The organism is Malaciobacter halophilus, assembly GCF_002837275.1.
GTDB classification, from domain to species: Bacteria; Campylobacterota; Campylobacteria; order Campylobacterales; family Arcobacteraceae; genus Malaciobacter; species Malaciobacter halophilus.
The window spans coordinates 37,438-57,407 of sequence record NZ_NXIF01000026.1 but is presented as its reverse complement, the minus strand read 5'-3'; the positions used below and the strand labels follow the sequence as shown (position 1 = coordinate 57,407).

Sequence of the window (19,970 nt, the reverse complement as noted above, 5' to 3'; positions counted from 1 at the left end):
ATGGGAATAAAAATAGTACCTAGACACGGAAAGTCGCTAAAAGATAAACTCTATTTACCTGCAATTGCAGGTGGAATGAAAACAACTTTTACGCACTTTGTTAAGAATTTAAAAGATACATCAAATCTTAAAACAATGTCATACCCAGAAGTACAACCTGAAGACTTAAGTGAAAGATACAGAGGTGTACACAGACTTACAAAATGGGATGATGGAAGTGAAAAGTGTGTTGCATGTTATATGTGTGCAACTGCTTGTCCAGCAAACTGTATTTTTATTGATGCAGAAGAGAGATTTGATGGAGTTGCTGAAAAAAGACCAAAACAGTTCAAAATTGACCTTTTAGAGTGTGTTTATTGTGGGTATTGTGTTGAAGCTTGCCCTTGCGATGCAATTAGAATGGATACAGGAATCTTTTCATTTACTGGCTCATCAAGAGAAGAGTTTGTAGTTGATAAAGAGTACTTAATGTCAAATGAACGTTCAAAGGATTTAAATGATGGCTGATATAGTTTTTGTAGCACTAAGTGCATTTGCAATTGCAGGTGCAGTTGCAATGTTAATAAACAAAAGTCCAATATATAGTGCATTGGGTCTATTAATAACTATGCTATCAATTGGTGGATTATTTGCTTTATTAAGTGCAAGCTTCTTATTTATGGTTCAAATAATTGTTTATGCAGGGGCAATTATGACTCTTATTCTTTTTATTTTAATGTTTCTTAATATTAAAGAAGAAGATTTACCAAAAGAACCAAAAAAATACTCACTAATTGGTTTAGGTGTTCTTTTAGTTTTACCTTTAAATATTTTAGTTTTAAAAGCAGTAGCAAATCTACCTGAAAAAGATTTAAATATTGTAGAAGGTAATTTTGGAGACATAAAACCTGTTGGTATGGCACTTTATAATAACTGGTTAGTTTCATTTGAACTTATTTCTATACTACTTTTAGTTGCTTTAGTAGGTTCAATTGTTCTTGCAAAAAGAAGAAAACCTAAAGAAAATAAAGGAGAACAATAATGATAAGTTTATCATCATATGCATTTGTTTCAATGATACTATTTTCAATAGGTGTTATTGGTGTTATTGCAAGAAAAAATATTTTTGTTATTTATATGTCAATAGAGCTAATGTTAAATGGTATTACACTATTTTTAGTTACATTTGCTAGATACCATTTCAATTTAGATGCACAAGTTATGACTGTACTTGTGATTGCAATAGCTGCTGCTGAAGCTGCTATTTTCTTATCAGTAATTATTTTACTATTTAGATCAAAAAAATCTTTAGATACTGATATCTTTACTACACTTACACAAGGAGAAAAATCATGAGTACTCCTTTATTAGTATGGATAATATTAGCCCCTTTATTAGGTGCAATATTAAATGCAGGATTCTATTTTTATCATATAAAAAAGCAAAAAGTTTCTGATAAAATATTTTCAATTATTGGGACAGGAACACCTTTAATTGCTTTTTTAATAACATTAAATCTTTTTTTACAAATGGAAGAAAATAGTATAATTTTTACTCAAAATCTATTTACTTGGCTTTCAATTGGTAATTTAACTATACAAATGAGTTTGTTAGGAGATAACTTAGCAATTTTCATGTCTATGTTTATTACTTTTGTTGGATGGCTAATTCATATCTATGCTATTGGATATATGAAAGGTGATGATGGATTTGGTAAGTTTTTTGCATATTTTAATCTATTTTTAGCTTCGATGTTAATTTTAGTTCTAGCAGATAACCCTATTATTCTTTTTATTGGATGGGAAGGTGTTGGGCTATGTTCATACCTTCTAATTGCATTTTATTATCAAGACAAAGAAAATGTAATTGCAGGGAATAAAGCTTTTATTGCAAATAGAGTGGGAGATTTTGGTTTTCTTTTAGGTGTTGTTACACTATTCTTTGCAATAGGTGCAGATTCTTTAAGCTTTTCTGCAATTGAAGCAAATATCTCTAATGCCTCAACAGAATTACTAATATTATCAGGCTTTTTATTATTTGTTGGTGCTATGGGTAAATCAGCACAAATTCCATTATATGTATGGCTTCCTGATGCTATGGCAGGGCCAACACCAATCTCAGCACTTATTCACGCAGCAACAATGGTAACTGCTGGTGTTTATATGGTTGCAAGATTTCACTTTTTATATAGTGGTATTGAGAACATTGGTCTATTTATTGCTTACATTGGTGCATTTTCAGCTTTATTTGCTGCAGTAATTGCAACAAAACAACAAGATATTAAGAAAATACTTGCTTACTCTACTATGTCTCAATTAGGATATATGTTTATAGCTGTTGGACTTGGATTTTATAGTTCAGGACTATTTCATGTATTTACACACGCATTTTTTAAAGCTATGCTATTCATGGGTGCTGGAGGAATAATTATAGCCCTTCATCATGAACAAAATATTTTTAAAATTGCACAACATAGAGCCCAATTACCTATTATTCACTTTACTTTTTTAGTAGGTGTAATAGCAATTTCTGGTATTCCTCCATTTTCAGGTTTCTTTTCAAAAGATGCTATTTTAGCAGCAGCTTTTCAAGAGGGTGAATATTTAATTTGGGGAATTGGAATGTTTACAGCATTTCTAACTGCATTTTATATGTTTAGATTATATTTTATTGTTTTTGTAGCGCCAACAAAAAATGTTACAAAGCATATATATACATCAAAAACTATAACTTTCCCTTTATTAATTTTATCTATTGGAGCAATAGCAGCAGGATTTTTAAATCTACCAGCAATATTTGGTGGAGAAGCAAGGGTTGATACTTGGCTTTCTCAATTAAACTCAAATGCTATACATATGTCTCACTCAACAGAATATATACTAATGGCAGCCTCAATTATTATTGCAGCTGCTGGTATTGTAGTTGCTTATAAAAAGTATGCTAAATTTGATATTTATAAACCAGAGAGTGAAGAAGGAATCATTGCAAACAAATTCTATATAGATGAACTTTACGATAAATTATTTGTTCAATCAAGTAAAAAATTAAGTACATTTATTGATAAAGTAGTTGATGAAAAAATCATTGATGGATTTATTATGACTGTATGTAATGAGTTTGTTTCATTTGGGAAAAAAGTTGCAACTATTCAAAATGCAAATGTAAGATTCTACGCAGGATTTATGTTAGTTGGAATGAGTTGTATCTTTGTATATTTATATATTTCGTTAGGATTGTAGTATGAGTGCAGATGTTTTATCTTTTATAATATTTTTACCAGCTGTTGTAGCTTTTGGATTAATGGTTACAACAAAGAATGTTGAAGCTGTTAGAAATATAGCTTTTTTAACAACTACAGTTGTTTTAGCTTTAGTTTTAAAGCTATATTTAGAGTTTGAACCAAGTGCAGGTATGCAGTTTGTAACAAATGCCTCATGGATTAGTAGTTATGGTATTAATTACTATATTGGTGTTGATGGTTTTTCATTAACAATTCTAATGATGATTGCCATTTTAATTCCTACTTCATATTTACTTTTATGGGAAGGAAGAACAAAGGGTTATTGGATTAATTTGCTTTTAGTACAAACTGGTGTTACAGGTTCACTTTTAGCACTTGATGTTGTACTATTTTACTTCTTTTGGGAAGTTATGCTTTTACCAGTATTCTTATTAATTGGTATATATGGATTTGCAGACAAAGTATTTACAACAATAAAAGTTACTGTTTATACAATGGCAGGTTCACTATTAATGTTTGTAGCTATTCTTTATCTTGGTGTTGCATTTAATTCTGAATATGGCTATTGGTCGTTTCAATACAATGACTTAATGAAAATAACTACACTAAGCTATGAAGAGAGTATTTGGTTATTTTTAGCATTTCTTGCAGCATTTGCTATAAAAATTCCAATTTTTCCTTTACATACATGGATTATGGAAACATATAAAAATGCTCCAACAGGTGCAGTATTTTTATTATCATCTATTATGGCTAAATTAGGTGTTTATGCAATTGTAAGATTTATGATTCCAATTTTTCCTGATATATATGTAGAGTTTTCTATGTGGTTTGTGATATTTGGATTATTTGGTCTTATTTACTTTGGTATTGCAGCACTTATGCAAGATGATATTAAAAGAATGTTTGCATACTCTTCAGCATCACACTTAAGTTTTATATCTGCTGGTATTTTTTCATTAAATGAGTATGGAATAAATGGTGCTTTATACCTAATAATTGCTCATGCAATTGCAACAGGTGCCCTATTTTTATTAGTTGGAATAATCCATGATGAAACAGGAACAAAATCTATTAAAAAATTAGGTGGTATAGCAAAAACTGCACCAATATTTACAGTTATTTTTGCAATTATGCTATTTGCAAATGTAGGTTTACCAGGAACAAATGGATTTGTATCTGAACTATTAATTATTTTTGGTATATATGAGTTTAATCATACCTTAGGCTATATTTCAGCTCTTACAGTAATTATTGGTGCATCTTATATGTTATGGATGTTTCAAAGAGCTATATTACAAAAAAGAGATGGTGAATGCTTAAAAATGAGAGATTTAAAAATCAAAGAGATTGTTGGTTTAACTCCATGGGTTATTTTAGTATTTTTAATGGGTATTTACCCAGATATATTCATAGATAAATTTGAGCCAACTGTAACTCACTATATCAATGACATCTTAAAAATTGGAGCGATGAAATGAATCAACTAATCTTAATAATGCCAATTTTAACAGTTTTAACAGCTAGTATTGTATTGATGCTTTTAAGTATGTATGATAAGTTTTCTACTAAGAACTTTATTACATTTGCATCAATTTTTCTAATCATCGCATTAGGTTTTTCAATTTACTCATTTTCAGGTAGTTATTCTATAAAAGTTTATAGTGATATTTTCAATAATGTAGTTATATTTGATTCTTTCTCTAACTTTTTTAGTATTTTACTTATATTAGGTACTTTACTAACAATACTAATAGGAGAACATTACTTTTTACATAGAAAATATTTTAAAGGTGAATTTTTTACTATTTTAATGTTTGCTTTATTTGGAATGATTTTATTAGCAAATGCAAATGAATTAGTAACAGCTTTTATTGCACTTGAAATTGCTTCATTTTCTGTTTATGTAATGGTTGGATATAATAGTGATGATAGTAAAAGAGTTGAAGCTATTTTTAAATATTTAGTTTTAGGTTCATTTATTGGAGCATTTTACTTATTAGGTACTGTATTAATTTATGGTGCAACACAAACAACAAACTTAAGTGAAATTTCAACATTTATCTCTACACACTCTGGTGCTGAATTAAATTTAGTTTATATAGGTATTACATTAATTTTATTTACTTTTCTTTTTAAAATTGCAGCATTCCCATTCCAATCTTGGGTACTAGATGTTTATAGAGGTGCGCCAATGATTATTACTGCGTACATGGCATCAGTATTTAAAATTGCAATATTCTCATTTTTCTTAAGAATATTTTTACAAGATATAGCTTCTATTATTGATTTTTGGGATACTATTATGTATGTATTAGTTATCTTAACTTTAATTTTTGGAACATGGTTAGCAGTAACTCAAAAAATTGTAAAAAGAATGCTAGCAGCATCTTCTATTGTACATACAGGATACTTACTATTAGCATTTTTAGCATTAGGACAAAATGTTGAAGCAGCATATGCAACAATGTTTTATTTGATTGCATATTTAGTTACAGCAATTGGTTCATTTGGACTAATTTCTCATATTATTTCAGAAACAAGTGTAAGAGTTACTTATGATGATTTTAAAGGTTTATCAAAAGAAAGACCTTTCTTAGCAGCTATGATGACTATTTTCCTTTTAAGTTTAGCAGGTATTCCTTCAACTATTGGATTTATTGGTAAATTTTATGTATTTACTGAAGCAATAAACGCAGGTTTTGCAGCACTTGCAGTATTAGCAATTTTTGCTACAATAGTATCAGTTTATTACTATTTTAGATTAATTGCAATGATGTATTTTTATCCAGCAAATGCATCTTGTAAAAGTGAAGGTTTTAATGATAAAAGAGTATCAACATATGTTATTGCATTCTTAGCAATACTTACAATTTTAGGTGGTATTGGTAGTGCAATTGTATTTTTTATTCCAATGCCAGGAATTGATACAATAATAGAAATCTCACAAATGACAGTTAAGTCACTACTACTTAACTAAAATGTGTTATTATGTAACAAAAACACGTATGACATTTTAATTTTACTAAGAAATTAACTTTCTTTCAAAAGCCCTAGAAATAGGGCTTTTTTTATGCTTAAATCTTTTAAGTGTACAACAATTGTACATACCCCAATTTTTATTTTATAATTAATTTTGAAGATGACTTTTGCTATTATAGCGCTACGTTTAAAACATTAGTAATATCACTAGAAAGGATGTAAAATGAGTGACCTAATAGAAGGTTATATTGGTACTACGACGGAAAGAAAAAAGAGTAGACTTCCAGCAAAACTTGACTATGTTCAAAGTGCTACTGGTCTATTTTTAGCTCTTTTTATGTGGGCTCACATGCTATTAGTATCTTCGATATTAATTAGTAAAGACTTTATGTATAGTGTGACAAAAGCATTAGAGGGAAGTTTTATAATTGAGGGAGGACACCCACTATTCGTATCTGCAGCTGTTGCTGTAATTTTTGTTATATTTATTGTTCATGCTGCGTTAGGTATGAGAAAGTTACCTGGTAACTTTAAACAATATCAAGTAATGAGAGCACACGCTAAGAATATGGGGCATGATGATACTAAGTTATGGTTTATACAAGCATTCACTGGTTTTGCAATGTTCTTCTTAGGTTCTGTACACTTATATATTATGTTAAGTAATCCAGGAGAAATTGGACCATATGCATCTTCTGATAGAGTTGTTAGTGATTGGATGTGGCCTTTATATATCCTTTTATTATTAGCTGTTGAATTCCATGGAACAATTGGTCTTTATAGACTATGTGTTAAATGGGGATGGTTTGATGGAAATAACCCAAGAGAAACTAGAAAATCTCTTAAAAAAGTTAAATGGGCGTTAACTGTATTTTTCCTTGTATTAGGTTTTGCTTCATTAGCAGCTTATATGAAAATTGGTCTTGAGCATAAAGCTAATTATGGTGAAAGATACGTACCAACTGCAAAAATTATGAAAATTGATAATACTGGGAGGCTAGCATAATATGAAGATTAATTACTGTGATGCATTAGTTATTGGTGGAGGACTAGCAGGACTTAGAGCTTCTGTTGCTGCACAAAAAAAAGGACTTAGTACTATCGTTTTATCATTAGTTCCAGTAAAAAGATCACACAGTGCTGCAGCACAAGGTGGTATGCAGGCTTCTTTAGGTAACTCAAAAATGTCTGATGGAGATAATGAAGATTTACACTTTGCAGATACTGTAAAAGGAAGTGATTGGGGATGTGACCAAGAAGTTGCAAGAATGTTTGTACATACTGCACCAAAAGCTATTAGAGAATTAGCTGGATGGGGTGTACCTTGGACTAGAGTTAGAGCAGGTTCAAGAGAAGCAGTTATCAATGCTAAAAAAACAACTATTACAGAAGATGAAGATAGACATGGACTTATTACATCAAGAGACTTTGGTGGAACAAAAAAATGGAGAACATGTTATACAGCAGATGCAACTGGACATACTATGTTATTTGGTGTTGCAAATGAGGCTTTAAAACATGAAGTTGATATTAGAGATAGAAAAGAAGCAATCTCATTAATTCATGAAGATGGTAGATGTTATGGAGCAGTAGTAAGAGATTTAATTACTGGTGAATTAGAAGCTTATGTTGCAAAAGGTACATGTATTGCAACTGGTGGATATGGAAGAGTATTTAAACAAACTACAAATGCTGTAATTTGTGAAGGTATTGGTGCAGCAATTGCACTTGAAACTGGTATTGCAACACTTTCAAATATGGAAGCAGTACAATTCCACCCAACTCCAATTGTACCATCAGGTATTTTATTAACTGAAGGTTGTAGAGGTGATGGTGGTATTTTAAGAGATGTGGATGGACACAGATTTATGCCTGATTATGAGCCTGAGAAGAAAGAGCTTGCTTCAAGAGATGTTGTTTCAAGAAGAATGATTGAGCATATTAGAAATGGTAAAGGTGTTCCATCTCCTTATGGTTATCATGTATGGCTAGATATCTCTATTCTTGGTAGAGAGCATATTGAGAAAAACTTAAGAGATGTACAAGAAATTTGTCAAATCTTTAATGGTATTGACCCAGCAGATGAAGGTAAAAAAGGATGGGCTCCAGTTTTACCAATGCAACACTACTCTATGGGTGGTATTAGAACAAAACCAACTGGTGAATCTACAAGATTAAGAGGTCTATTTGCTTGTGGTGAAGCTGCTTGTTGGGATATGCATGGATTTAATAGACTTGGAGGAAATTCTGTATCTGAAACTGTTGTTGCAGGTATGATTATTGGTAACTATTTTGCTGATTTTTGTAAAGAAAATGATGTTACTATTCCTACTTCTACAATTCAAAAGTTTGTTGATAAAGAAGAAGCATATATTGATGAAATTCTATCTTATAATGGAAATGAAGATATTTTCAAAATAAAAAATAGAATGAAAGATATTATGGATGAAAAAGTTGGTATCTTTAGATCTGGTGAACCATTAGCAGAAGCTGTTGAAGAATTAAAAGAGTTATTAGCTAAAACTAAACAAATTACTGTTAAATCTAAAGAAAAAGCTGGAAATCCTGAACTTGAAGAAGCATATAGAGTTCCAAAAATGCTAAAAGTTGCATTATGTGTAGCTAAAGGGGCTAGAGATAGAACTGAATCAAGAGGGGCACACTATAGAGAAGATTATCTAAAAAGAGATGATGCAAATTGGTTAAATAGAACATTATGCACTTGGCCAAATAGCGATGATTTAGAACCAACACTTGAGTATGCACCACTTGATATTATGAAAATGGAAATGCCACCAGCATTTAGAGGTTATGGTGCTAAGGGTATGATTATTGAAAATGAGCTATCTGCTAAAAGACAAGATGAAGTTGACTCAATAAGAGAAAAACTTGAAGCTGAGGGTAAAGATAGACATGAGATTCAAGATGCATTAATGCCATTTGAATTACCAATGAATTATAAAGAGAAAAATGAAAGAGTAGGAGATAAGTAATGAGTGTAGAAAAAGGTAGAGAAATAACTATATCAGTTCTTAAATTCAACCCTAGAAGTAAGGTTTCAAAACCTCACTTTGTAGATTATAAACTTGAAGAGACTCCTGGTATGACTCTTTTTATTGCTTTAAACTATATTAGAGAAAACATTGACCCAGACTTATCTTTTGACTTTGTTTGTAGAGCTGGTATTTGTGGTTCTTGTGGTATGGTAGTAAATGGTAAACCAAGTTTAGCTTGTAGAACATTAACTTCAAATTATCCTGAAGGAAAATTAAAATTAATGCCTATGCCAGCATTTGAACTTATAAAAGATTTATCAGTTAATACTGGTAAATGGATGGATTCTATGTCTAAAAGAGTTGAATCATGGATTCATACAAATGAAAAACCTGATATTTCTAAAATAGAAGAAAGAGTTGACCCAGATGTAGCTGATGAAACTTTTGAGTTAGATAGATGTATTGAGTGTGGTATTTGTGTTGCTTCTTGTGGTACTATGCTTATGAGACCTGATTTTGTTGGTCCTGTTGGATTAAACAGAGTTGCAAGATTTGAAGTGGATCCTCATGATAATAGAACAACAGAGGACTATTATGAATTAATTGGTGATGATGATGGAATTTTTGGTTGTATGTCATTAATGGCTTGTGAAGACCATTGTCCAAAACACTTACCATTACAAAATAAAATCGCTTACTTAAGAAGAAAACTAGTATCACTTAAGTAAAACTACTTTATGTGAAGAGACCTGACCTCCCTCTTCACATAAAAAATCTAATATAAAAAGTTAATTACCAAAACTTGGTAATTAGCTTTTTATATTTAACGCTAGTATAGGAGGCAGGATGAACCTAGCAAATGACTATTTTTTACTATATCATGGGATTCAAATAAAAAAAGAGATTTACCATGAAATAACAAAATCAAATGAAGCTGAATTCTTTGAAATCGCAGCACTTATATTAAGTGCAACAAGAAAAAATTATGAAAAATATTTACCTTTAAAATCTTTTAAAGATATTTGCAAATATGTAACAAAAGATTTACCAACAAATTTAAATGAATTATATCAATTACAATTTAATATTGTAGAAATTATCTCTAAACAGAATAATCATGATGATATAAAATTACTTCATAATGCCTTTGAATACCTAAAAAGTCAAGAGATTATTACTATTGCTGATAATGAAAAACTAATCTCTCTTTTTGACCCTACTGAAATAACAGTTACAAAAAAAGAGTCTGATATTTTTGTAGATAATAACCTAAGTTTTAAAGAGCATAAAGATGAAATTTTTAATACTATAAATGAATTAAAAGAGATTTTTACTAAACAAAACTTAAAAGAAGAGTTAGACGAAACTATCAACTATGTAAATACTCAAAAATTCTCTATTGGAATTACTGGTGTTATGAATGCAGGAAAATCTACAATGTTAAATGCACTTATGGGAAAAGAGATACTAGGAAGTGCAGTTGTTCCAGAAACAGCAAATTTAACAATTGTAAAATACAATAAAACACCAAGTGCAAATGTATTTTATTGGAATAAACAAGAATGGAATAGAATAGAAAACAGTGCTAAAGAGATAGAATCAATAAAAGAGTTTGTAGAAGAAACAAAAACTTTATTTAAAGATGAACTAGATAATTATATAAAAGATGAATCAAGAAGTGATAGTGTTGATATAAATAGTTTGGCAAACTTTACTTCAGCAGAAGCAAGTGGAAAAAAATGTAATTTAGTAAAATATGTAGAACTAAAATCAGATTTAGAGTTTTTAAAAGATGGTATTGAAATAGTAGATACTCCAGGTCTTGATGACCCAGTTATTCAAAGAGAAGAGATAACTAAAGAGTACTTATCAAACTGTGATATGATGCTACACTTAATGAACGTAAGTCAAAGTGCTACTTTAAAAGATGTGGAATTTATTGTAGATGCATTACTTTATCAAAATATTTCAAAATTATTAATAGTAATTACAAGAGCAGACACAGTAACAAAAGAGGAGTTAGAAGAAGTAATAAACTACACTAAAACTTCTATAAAAAGACAACTTCATAAATTAAATAAAGATAGTCAATTAGACTATATTTTAAAAACAATAAAGTTTATACCAATATCAGGGAAAATGGCTTTACTTCATAGAACAGGAAGAGAAAATGAAGCAATAAAATCTGGTTTTAAAATTGAAGATACAGGAATATTAGAAATAGAAGAGTATCTTTTTGAATCACTTTTTGGTAAAAATAGTTCAAAAACTGACTTAATTGTAAAAAGTGCAAAATCACAACTTATTAAAACTATTGATAAACAATATTCAGCACTAAATTATGAATTACAACTCTTATCAAAGTCAAAAGATGAATTAGAAGCTGAATTAAAAGAGTTTAATAAGAAAAAAACAACAAACGAAAAAATATTTCAAGCAATGCAAGAAGATATTATATATTATAAAAGCGATGCAAAAAACTATATTGAATCTTTAGAAGCTTTTTTAAGTGCAGAATTAATTGATTTACAAAACATAATAAGACAAAGAGTTATAAGTGATGTAAGATATACTTTTGAAAAACAAAAACAAAAGCCACCAAAAGATAGAACAAAAAGTATAGTAGAAACTGCAATAAAAGATGGAATTATTGATGTTGTAAGAGATTATAGATATAAATTCATAAAAAAATCTCAAAGTATTGGTGAAATTTGTGAACAAAAATATCATGATTTTGGTTTTACTTTAAAACATGATAATGATAACTTTGATGCAAGAGGCTTCTTCCAACAAGATTTTAAAAGTGGTTTTTTGACTGCTTCAAATGATGTTTTAATATCTAAAATCGTTAATGCAGTTTCAAAAATAAAAGTATCAAAACTTGAAAGTTTAGATGCACAAATAAAAAGCTTCTTAGAAGAGGAGTTTAAACTAATTGAAGAGTCAATAAAAATAAAAGCAAAAGAGGTTTCTGAGCAGTTAATAGATAGTTTTTTTGAAACACTAAATGCCCCACTTAAAAGCTTTGAAGCAAAACTATTAAGTGATGAACAGATTTTGAAAGAACAACTTAAGTCATTTGAAGAAAATGATAAAAATAAAGATAAAATCTCAATTGAAATACATAAAAAACTAAAAAGATTAGAGACAATTAAAAAGGCTTGTAAAAAATGAGGTTATTACAACAATTTATAGAAGAGTACAAACAAGCATATATAAAAAAAGAAGTTGCATATGAAAATAGTATAGTAGGAGAAATAAGAAGAGTAAAAGATCTTTTATTAGATGATGATTTTTTGCCTTCTGTTCAACTAAAATCCATACTAGATAAATTTACAAGAAGAGCAAGATATCCTATGGAAGTTGCTATAACAGGTCAATTTAGTGCTGGAAAATCAACTTTTTTAAATGCATTATTATCAAGAAATATTCTTCCAACTGGAATAACACCTGTAACATCAAAAGTAAATTTTATTAATTATGGTGAAGAGTATAAACTAAAAATTACATATAAATCTGGAGCAGAAGAGTATTATAGTATTGATGCTATTGCTGAATTTACAGACCAAAGAAAAGAAGAATTAGAAGAAGTAAAATATCTAACTTTATATGCTCCTATGGATATTTTACGAGATATATCTTTTGTTGATACTCCTGGTTTAAATTCTCAAAGTCAAAGTGATACAGAGACTACAAGAAGAGTTTTAAGAGATGTTGGTGGAATTATTTGGCTTACTCTTATTGATAATGCAGGTAAATTAAGTGAAGCAGAAGTACTTGAAGAGTATATGCAACACTTTAAAGATAAATCACTATGCGTTCTAAACCAAAAAGATAAGTTTACACAAGAACAGATTCAAACAACTACAAATTATATAAAAGATAGATTTGGAAAATATTTTGCAGAAGTTATTCCTATTTCTGCTAAACAAGCACTTGATTCAAGAAAACATCAAAAAAATATACTTTTAGAGAGTGCTTATGAGCAAATTACAAATGAATTTAAATCAAAACTAAGTGAAAACTTAGAAGTTGATTCTTTACAATTCTTTTCAAAAAACTTTGAAAGTTTTAAAAATGAAGTTAAAAAAATTCAATCAAAAGATGTTTCAATAGATTTAAAACAACTAGAAGAGTCTAATATAAATGCTGTTTTAGAGTTTATTGAAAATACAATTCGACCTAAAGCTAAAGAAGCAAAAGAGTTTGCAATAAAAAAAGATTTAAGAAATGTATGTGATATTTTGATAAAAGAGTATGAAACAATAATTGGAACATATGACTCTTTAATAGAGATATTAAAATCTAAAGAAGAAGCAATCTTAGAAGCTTTTGATAATATTCATAAAAAATACTCTAAAGATTTATTTAATATATATAATTCACTTGAAACAATTATGGAAAAAATGGCTAGCGAGACATTTAAAAATGTAAAAAAAATCACAGATTATAGATACCAAGAAAAAAAAGGTAAATTTTTAACTTCAGATAAAATAGAAAAAGTAGAATTTACTACATATTGGATAGATAGTGATAATGTGTATAAAAATCTTTTTTATGATGATCAAACAATTGATAAAATGTTTAAACGTTCAATTAAAATGTTAAAAAATAATGAATTGCAAACAGATGAAGCCTTTAGAGATGTATATAGAATATTAAAATCAGAAGTTCATAAATGGCAAGAAGCTTATGAAAAAATAAAAAAACATAGAGAAATTTCATCTGATTTAGAGTTCTCAAATACTAGACACTTTGCTGCAAAAGTTTATGAAAATGTATTAATTGACTTTCATAGAGCAATTTTAGAAAACATTTCTGCACTTAGAAAAAAGTTTGCATATTTTAATGGAGCTTTATCATACTCTTATATACAAACAACTCAAGCAACGATAGCTCACTTTGAACAACAAATAAAAGAGTCTGAAGAACTACATAAAAAAGAACCTACTAAATTCAATGTTGTTCATCCAAGAGAAGATGAAATTCTTACAAAATTAAAAGTTAATTTCGGGTTTGAAAAAATCGAAGATTTTCTAACATCAAAAAGAAACTATTTATTTAAAATTATAAAATACTCTAAACAACAATATTTAGAGATAAATGAAGATAGAATTAGATTTGTTGAATCAAAGAAAGACATATATAATAATAAGATTAAAAAGCTATATGAGATAAAAGAGAGTATTTAACTCTCTTTTATTTTAAAGTTTGCCCTAAATGCAGCATACTTGCAATTGAGTATGCAGTTGCACTTAAATTTTTATCAGCTTGTGATAATAAATCTTCTATATCAAGAGGAGCTGGCGTAATATCAAAAATTGATGTAGCTCCTAATGTATATAGTTTTTCATATCCTTCATCTAGGCTCCCAGCAATTATAATTGCTGGCTTTTTATAACTTTTAGAAAGTTTTAAAACTCCCGTGATTGTTTTACCATATGCTGTTTGAGAATCAACTCTTCCTTCTCCTGTGATAACTAAATCTGCATTTTTAATTCTATCTTCTAAAAAGATCAACTCACTTACAGTATCAATCCCACTTTTAAATTTTGCATTTAAAAAAGTATTTAAAGCAAATCCTACTCCTCCAGCAGCACCAGCACCTTGCTTGTCTTTTGTTTTTTTTGCAAGTTTTTTTTCACAGATTTTTGCAAACTTAAAAATACTCTCTTCTAAAAAATCAATATGTTTTGAAGTTGCACCTTTTTGTTTTGCAAAAATATGAGTAGCTCCTTGTTTACCACATAAAGGATTTGTTACATCACTAGCTATTACAATCTTAATATCTCTAAAACTTCTTAATGCACTTATATCAAAACTCTCAATTTTAAAAATATCTTTAGCAGTAAGGATTTTTTTAGAAGACAACTCCTCATTATGCTCATCATAAAACTTTACACCTAAAGCTTGAAGCATTCCAATTCCAACATCATTTGTGGCACTACCACCAATTGCTAAAATTAATTTCTTTGCTCCATTCTTTACAGCATCAGCGATTAATTGTCCAAAGCCAAAGCTTGTAGAGTTAATTATATCTCTTTTATCTCTTGGAACAAGTTCTAATCCACTTGCTTGTGCCATTTCTATTAATGCAGTTGATTCATTTATAAAAGCATATTTTGCTTCTATTTTTTCATCAATAGGATTTAACACTTCATGTTTTTTTATTTCACAATCTGAAATTTGTGAACAAACAGCTTCAAGAGTACCTTCTCCACCATCTGCTAAAAAAACTTTTTCATATTTTGCATCATAGAAGACTCTTTTAAAGCCTTTTTGAATACTATTTGCAACTTCTATTGAACTTAATGAGTCTTTAAATGAATCACTAGCAATCAATATATTCATAACTTCTCCTAAAATATTATCCTAATAAATTGCAAGATTTTCTTGCATCATTTTATGAAGTTTACTATACTCTTCATTATTGATTGCTTTTTTATAAGATAATAATGATAGCTTAATTGGTTTATCATCCTTTTTTAAAGGAATTTGATAGTGTTCATACTCGTTTTCAAAAAACTCTAATCTTTTATAAAAGTTCAATCTTTTTTGTGTCATTTCATCACAAACAGGCTCAATTTCTAATACAATATTCTCTTTATTTTCTAAAAACTTGTTTAGAATTTTAGAACCATAAGATTGTCCTCTAAGTTTAGGATTCACAGCAAAATGTTCTATAAAAATAAACTTATGTAATTGCCAATAAAAAAGTAAAGCAATAAACTCATTTTTATCATCTATATAACATAAAGCATTATAATTATGATTTTGAAAAGCTTTTTCTTGTGATTTTAATTCTCTTTTTTCATTTGATGGAAAAGAGTCTTGGTAAAGACTCCATGAAGTGTCAAAATATTTTGAATTTATTGAATTTAATAATATTTCTTGCATAGATATTCCTACATAATTTTTATGTATTAATCTACTCTAAATATTCTTAGAATATGTATATGTAGGAATAGTTTTTAGTTATTGTTTAGAAATCTCCACTTTTTTGGTTTATGTGTTAAGATTACTTCTCTTACTTTTTGATAATAAGTAACATTTTTGAAGCCTAACTCTTTTAATGCTCTTTTATATCTATACTTAACATTTTCCCAATTAATTGAGTCTTCATCTTTACATACTTGATTCTCAATCCATTTTACCTCAGTTTCTAAGTCCAATATTTTACTATTTACAGATTTTGGATAATCATTTTCAAAAGATACTTCAAAGAAAATTTTATTATTATTTTTATTTACCCAAACAATATCATCTTTTGTTAATAGATTTTCTACTTTATAAAATAGGTCCTCATCCTTTTGTAGTATATCTATAACATCATCCATATTATCTGTAATATTTGTGATTCTACTTGAAACTATAACTTCAGAAATTTCTTTCGCTAAATTCTCCACTCTTACCCTTTTTTTGTAGTAATTATATATATTATAGCAAAATTTAAGGATTTTTGTGATTGATTTTTGATTTTTTTTTACTTTTTTTTACAAAGTACCTAAAAATAGGCACCAAATATTGAAATTTTTTCATTTTCTAATCTTAAATTCATATTAAATAAGTTAAAATCAAAGAAAAACCAATTATTAAGTACTTACATGAGAAAACATATTTTAGAACAATCAGTTATATTTTTTAGTGTTACAAAATGGGTTTTATTATCATCTTTTATAGGTGTTACAATTGGGTTTATAATCACATTCTTTTTAAACACAATTCATCAAGCAGAAGTAAGTAGAAGTTTCCTACCTTTTGATTATTATTATTTATTACCTTTTGCTTTGATGTTAAGTGTTTATCTTGTTAAAAAATTCGCACCCAATGCAAAAGGACATGGAACAGAAAAAGTTATTGAAGCTGTTCATAAAAAAGATGGGAAAATTGAAGTTGCAGTTATACCTATAAAGTTGCTTGCAACAATAATAACTCTTTTTGCAGGTGGGTCTGCGGGAAAAGAAGGACCAGGTGCACAAATAGGTGCAGGAAGTGCTTCTTTCCTATCAGACCTTTTTAAATTTTCAAAAAAAGATAGAAAAAAATTAGTAATTTGTGGAATTAGTGCAGGTTTTGCTTCTGTTTTTGGTACTCCAATTTCAGGTGCAATATTTGGTGTAGAAGTATTAATTGTAGGTATTATTATGTATGATGTGCTTCTTCCTTCATTTATCTCTGGATTTGCTGCATATACAACAGCAAAAATGCTTGGAGTTAATTATACTTACTTTAATTTGCATTTTTCTCAAACTATTCCTTTAGATTTAACATTAGTATTTCAAGTTATTATAGCAGGTCTATTTTTTGGTATAGTATCAGACTTTTTAATTACTGCTTTTAAAAAATCTGATTATTATATAAAAAGAATAGATATAAATATTTATACTAAAGCCTTTTTAGGAGGATTAATACTAGTTATTTTATCTTTTTTTGTGGGAGATAGATACTTTGGATTAGGATTAAATACTATTTCAGATGTACTTTATTCTGACCCAAGTATTGCAGAAGATATACCTTGGTATGCATTTATAATGAAAACTATTTTCACCTCCATAACTCTATCTGCTGGTGGTAGTGGTGGAGTTATTACTCCTATTTTTTATATTGGTGCTACTAGTGGACACTTTTTAGGAGAAATATTTGGAGACAATCTTGCACTATTTGCAGCACTTGGATTTACAAGTGTTTTAGCAGGTGCGGCAAATGCTCCAATAGCAGCTACTATTATGGCAGTTGAACTCTTTGGTATAGAGATTGCCCATTATGCAGCTATTAGTGCAGTAATTAGTTTTTTAATTACTGGGCATAGAAGTGTATTCTTTTCACAAATACTAAAAATGAAAAAATCAGATATGCTTAGTATTGAATTTGGAAAAGATTTTGAAAACAACGATATTGACCTCTCATCCAAAAGTAAAGAAAAAATTGTAAAAATGAGAAGAAGATTGAAAAATATTATAAGACATACAAAAGAGGATTAACTCTTTTGTATTGTATGTAAATCAACTTTTGTTAGATACTCTTTAAAGCTACTACTATTTAAATTATTTTTTTTATATTCATTAATTAAATTTTCAAGAAAACGTGGAACTTCATTTGCTGCAACTTTTAGTTTTTGTGATTGACTAAATTTACTATTTTGTGTACCTTCTAAGTGTCCTGCTAAATGAATATCATAAGCTTCAACTCTTTGTCCATCTATTCTAGTTTTACAACCAATAAGTCCAATATCTGAAACTTGTGGATGAGAACAAGCATTTCCACAACCTGATACTGAAATCATTACGCTTTCATCAAAATCACTATGTTTTTCTTCTAAATATTTAATCAAAGATTTTGTATAGTTTTTAGTTTCTGTAATTCCAAATTTACAGTATTGTTTTCCTGTACAGCTTTGTGTTCTTGCTCTAAAAGTATTAGGTTCATAAGGATAACCCAAAGCATCAAACTCATCTGCTAACTGCTTGGCAACTTCATCTTTTACTCCATATACAATAAAGTTTTGTGTAGTTGTAAGTCTTATACCTTTTGCATCATATTTTTCTAAAATATTAGCAAAATTTACAAAATCTTCTCCAGATACTCTTCCTGCAATTGTTGCAAACCCAATAAAGCTTTCACCTTTGATTTTTGATTTATTAATTCCAAAATGATTTCTTTTCTGTATTGGAGTGATTTGAGGCTCTTGTAATCCAACTTGAAGTTTATATCCAATTTTATTTTCTATTTCATTTACAAATTTCTCAACACCCCATTCATTAATCAAGTGTCTTACTCTTGCTTTATTTCTATTATGTCTATTTCCATTATCTCTAAAAATTTCTGCAACAGCTACTGCTACATCTTTTATTTGTTCTTTTTTTACATATCTATTTGCTCTATAAGCTATCTGTTTTGATTTTGCTAATCCACCACCAATAGTTAAATCAAAAAGAACCTCTTCATTATCTTTAAAAGCTGTAAATGCAATATCTTGTATCTCATGACCACAGCAATGACAAGAACATCCACTAATTGATATTTTATATTTTCTAGGAAAATTACAAAATTCATCTTCATTTGTGTCAAAATATGTATCTATTTCTTTTACTATATCTCTTACATCTAATATCTCAGTAGCATCTAAACCACTTACTGGACATGTTACAATTGGTCTTGGACCATCTCCTGATGCCATTCTTGATGTTAAGCCAACAGATTCAAGCATCTCAAAAATTTTAGGTAAATCTTTTATTTGAATATAATGAAACTGTACATTCTCTCTTGTTGTAAAATCTATTAAACCTTGAGCAAACTGTGTTCCAATTTTACCCATAACTTTAAGTTGTTCAAGATTCATAGAAGCATCTACTAGTTTTATTCTTTTCATGAAGTATTTTTTATCTTCTAAGTCATCATGATTTATATGTGGATACATTCCATACCACTTCAATAAACCAATATAATCTTCACTTAATGGCACACCTTCATTTGCTTCTTTATATATATCATCAATTACTCTTAATGGGTTTCTTGATGCTTTTAGTTGTTCAAGTTTTGATAACTCTTTTTCCATTTGCAATCCTAAATTTTCTTAAGTTTTCAATATTTTATACTAACACTTTTTAATTATATATAAAATAAATTTATTTTTATTATAAGTAAAAGATATTATAGTTTATTTTTACTTATTTTAAAGAAATTACTACCTTCAAAAGATTATTTAAGCAATACTTTAATATTTCTTAATATTTAAGATTAGTTTTTTATAAATATTCACTATTTTTACACTA

At 28.5% G+C, this 19,970-nt stretch carries 16 protein-coding genes; 12 read left to right on the top strand and 4 right to left on the bottom strand.

Annotated elements, in window-relative coordinates; translation table 11 throughout:
- The 11 genes from CP960_RS06800 to CP960_RS06750 all read left to right on the top strand — a co-directional run bounded on the left by CP960_RS06800 (position 1) and on the right by CP960_RS06750 (position 14,390).
- Positions 1-507: a NuoI/complex I 23 kDa subunit family protein gene (locus CP960_RS06800; RefSeq protein WP_101184664.1), complete on the top strand. Its 507-nt coding sequence runs from the start codon at positions 1-3 to the stop codon at positions 505-507.
- Positions 500-1,021 (top strand): NADH-quinone oxidoreductase subunit J family protein, encoded by a 522-nt coding sequence (locus tag CP960_RS06795; RefSeq protein WP_101184700.1) that lies wholly within the window; start codon positions 500-502, stop codon positions 1,019-1,021. Before CP960_RS06800 ends, CP960_RS06795 begins: the two co-directional genes overlap by 8 nt.
- On the top strand, positions 1,021-1,335 hold the full coding sequence (nuoK, locus tag CP960_RS06790) for an NADH-quinone oxidoreductase subunit NuoK (RefSeq protein ID WP_101184663.1): 315 nt from the start codon (positions 1,021-1,023) through the stop codon (positions 1,333-1,335). The genes CP960_RS06795 and nuoK overlap by 1 nt, the downstream gene beginning before the upstream one ends.
- On the top strand, positions 1,332-3,218 hold the full coding sequence (gene nuoL, locus CP960_RS06785) for an NADH-quinone oxidoreductase subunit L (RefSeq protein WP_101184662.1): 1,887 nt from the start codon (positions 1,332-1,334) through the stop codon (positions 3,216-3,218). Before nuoK ends, nuoL begins: the two co-directional genes overlap by 4 nt.
- Before the next feature lies 1 nt (position 3,219).
- Positions 3,220-4,701: a complex I subunit 4 family protein gene (locus tag CP960_RS06780; protein WP_101184661.1), complete on the top strand. Its 1,482-nt coding sequence runs from the start codon at positions 3,220-3,222 to the stop codon at positions 4,699-4,701.
- On the top strand, positions 4,698-6,200 hold the full coding sequence (locus CP960_RS06775; RefSeq protein ID WP_101184660.1) for an NADH-quinone oxidoreductase subunit N: 1,503 nt from the start codon (positions 4,698-4,700) through the stop codon (positions 6,198-6,200). Before CP960_RS06780 ends, CP960_RS06775 begins: the two co-directional genes overlap by 4 nt.
- Positions 6,201-6,425: 225 nt before the next feature.
- On the top strand, positions 6,426-7,208 hold the full coding sequence (locus tag CP960_RS06770) for a fumarate reductase cytochrome b subunit (protein WP_101184659.1): 783 nt from the start codon (positions 6,426-6,428) through the stop codon (positions 7,206-7,208).
- A gap of 1 nt (position 7,209) precedes the next feature.
- Complete coding sequence (locus CP960_RS06765; protein WP_101184658.1) at positions 7,210-9,195, top strand: fumarate reductase flavoprotein subunit; 1,986 nt, start codon at positions 7,210-7,212, stop codon at positions 9,193-9,195.
- Complete coding sequence (locus CP960_RS06760) at positions 9,195-9,926, top strand: fumarate reductase iron-sulfur subunit (protein ID WP_101184657.1); 732 nt, start codon at positions 9,195-9,197, stop codon at positions 9,924-9,926. Before CP960_RS06765 ends, CP960_RS06760 begins: the two co-directional genes overlap by 1 nt.
- 118 nt (positions 9,927-10,044) lie before the next feature.
- Positions 10,045-12,372, top strand: coding sequence for a dynamin family protein (locus CP960_RS06755; protein ID WP_101184656.1), 2,328 nt, complete (start codon positions 10,045-10,047; stop codon positions 12,370-12,372).
- Positions 12,369-14,390 carry a dynamin family protein gene (locus CP960_RS06750; RefSeq protein ID WP_101184655.1) on the top strand — a complete coding sequence of 674 codons (2,022 nt, stop codon included), beginning with the start codon at positions 12,369-12,371 and terminating at the stop codon, positions 14,388-14,390. The genes CP960_RS06755 and CP960_RS06750 overlap by 4 nt, the downstream gene beginning before the upstream one ends.
- Before the next feature lie 7 nt (positions 14,391-14,397).
- Here the strand turns inward: CP960_RS06750 and CP960_RS06745 are convergent, their stop codons facing one another.
- From CP960_RS06745 to CP960_RS06735, 3 genes are all read right to left on the bottom strand, one after another.
- Complete coding sequence (locus tag CP960_RS06745) at positions 14,398-15,549, bottom strand: glycerate kinase family protein (protein ID WP_101184654.1); 1,152 nt, start codon at positions 15,547-15,549, stop codon at positions 14,398-14,400.
- A 21-nt stretch (positions 15,550-15,570) separates the two neighbouring features.
- Positions 15,571-16,095, bottom strand: coding sequence for a GNAT family N-acetyltransferase (locus CP960_RS06740; RefSeq protein ID WP_101184653.1), 525 nt, complete (start codon positions 16,093-16,095; stop codon positions 15,571-15,573).
- 74 nt (positions 16,096-16,169) lie between these two features.
- Entirely contained in the window at positions 16,170-16,604 is a 435-nt protein-coding gene (locus CP960_RS06735) for a hypothetical protein (RefSeq protein ID WP_101184652.1), read from the bottom strand.
- Between the two features lie 198 nt (positions 16,605-16,802).
- Between CP960_RS06735 and CP960_RS06730 the strand changes: the two genes are divergently transcribed.
- Entirely contained in the window at positions 16,803-18,179 is a 1,377-nt protein-coding gene (locus CP960_RS06730) for a chloride channel protein (protein ID WP_101184651.1), read from the top strand.
- On the opposite strand, the gene CP960_RS06725 is transcribed toward CP960_RS06730, so the two are convergent.
- Positions 18,176-19,753 carry a nitrite/sulfite reductase gene (locus CP960_RS06725; protein WP_101184650.1) on the bottom strand — a complete coding sequence of 526 codons (1,578 nt, stop codon included), beginning with the start codon at positions 19,751-19,753 and terminating at the stop codon, positions 18,176-18,178. The genes CP960_RS06730 and CP960_RS06725 overlap by 4 nt on opposite strands.
- Between the last annotated feature and the right edge of the window lie 217 nt (positions 19,754-19,970).